The organism is Rudaea sp. (assembly GCF_036383415.1).
Classification (GTDB): Bacteria; Pseudomonadota; Gammaproteobacteria; order Xanthomonadales; family Rhodanobacteraceae; genus Rudaea.
On record NZ_DASVOK010000214.1, the window covers coordinates 1 to 1,602 of the forward strand.

Annotated in this window: 3 protein-coding genes; all 3 read right to left on the reverse strand. The window is 66.3% G+C overall.

The genetic code is table 11. The features are described from left to right. Positions 1–335 (reverse strand): dTMP kinase (tmk, locus tag VF497_RS08430; RefSeq protein WP_330887619.1); only part of this gene is annotated, 335 nt, incomplete at its 3' end. Further along, complete coding sequence (mltG, locus tag VF497_RS08435; protein WP_330887621.1) at positions 332–1,372, reverse strand: endolytic transglycosylase MltG; 1,041 nt, start codon at positions 1,370–1,372, stop codon at positions 332–334. The genes mltG and tmk, both read right to left, overlap by 4 nt. Positions 1,373–1,386: 14 nt before the next feature. Then, the coding region (locus tag VF497_RS08440; protein WP_330887623.1) for a chorismate-binding protein at positions 1,387–1,602 on the reverse strand (216 nt) is incomplete at its 5' end.

A 1,602-nucleotide genomic window follows, 5' to 3' on the forward strand; every position in this document is an offset into this window, starting at 1 on the left:
CCGCCGCCCTGGTAGGCATAACTTGCATCGGTGAAGCGGTCGCTGAGCACCCAGCGCCCCGCGGTGAGCGCCGGCGCGATCATCTCGCGCACGTGCTGCGCGCGCGCGGCGAACATCAACAGCAATTCGGTTTCCGGCGCGATGGCACCGTGCAGGGCTGGATCGAGCAGCACACCGCGAATCGCCTCGCCGGCCGGCGTGCCGCCGGGCTCGCGCGTGACGACGACGTCGCGCCCATCTGCGGCGAGCAGTTCGCGTACCGCATTGAGCACGGTGCTCTTGCCGGCGCCTTCGCCGCCTTCGAGCGTGATGAACTTGCCTCGTGTCGCGCTCATTGCCGGTGCAGTTGATATTTGGCCACCGCGCGATTGTGCGCTTCGAGCGTGGCGGAGAACTCGTGACTGCCGTTGCCGCGCGCGACGAAGTAGAGCGCCTCGGTGTCAGCGGGATGCATCACCGCGGCCAGCGCGGCCTTGCCGGGCAGCGCGATCGGCGTCGGCGGCAGGCCAGTGCGCGTGTAGGTGTTGTACGGAGTGTCGGTGTCGAGATCGCTGCGGCGGATATTGCCGTTGTAGTTTGCACCCATGCCGTAGATCACGGTCGGGTCGGTCTGCAGTTTCATGCCGAGCTTGAGTCGCGAGAGGAACACGCGCGCGATCTGCGGCCGCTCCTCGGCGCGGCCGGTCTCCTTCTCCACGATCGAGGCGAGAATCAGTGCCTCGTACGGCGACTTGAGCTGGGTGTCCGCCGCATGTTCGACCCAGAGCTTGTCGAGGGTCTTCTTCATCGCATCGCGCGCACGGCGCAGGATATCCGCGTCGCTCATGCCTTTGACGTAACTGTAGGTTTCGGGCAGGAACGTGCCTTCGGGTGACAGATCGGCATCGCCGAGGCGGCGCATCAGGTCGGCATCGTCGACGCCGGACAAGGTCTGCTGCAACACCGCGTCCTGCGCCAGCGCGCTGCGCAGTTGCGCGAACGTCCAGCCTTCGACGATCGTGAACTTGTGCTGGATCACCTCACCCGCCGCCATCTTCTTCAGCAACGCGCGCGGCGTCAACCCGGGATCGAGCGCGTATTCGCCCGCATGCAGCTTGCCGGCCACGCCGAGCTCGCGCGCGAGCAGGCGCCAGAAATACGGATTGCCGGGCGCAAGGCCCCGCTCGTCGAGCAGGCCGACGATCACAGGCAGGTTCGCGCCGATCGGCACGTCGACCTGCGTCGGCTGCACGAGACCCGCGATAGGCGCATCGGCAAAATGCTGGTAGCGCATGTACAGATACGCGCCAAGCGCTGCCGCGCCAATCACGAGAATGGCAATGACATTGAACAGGACGCGCTTGAAGCTGAAGCGGGGAGATGGACGACTCATGCGTCTATTGTGCCTTACTCCGCAATGCCGAGCGCGCGCAGCAGCCCGCGCGCTTTGTGCCGCGTCTCGGCCAGCTCGCGTTCGGCGATCGAGTCGGTGACGATGCCGGCGCCGGCGCGGAAACTCGCCTCGTTCCCCTGCAGCTCCATCGTGCGGATCAGGATGTTCAGATCCATGTCGCCGTCGAGGTTGAGATAGCCGAGCGCGCCGGTATAGGCGCCGCGCGCGCA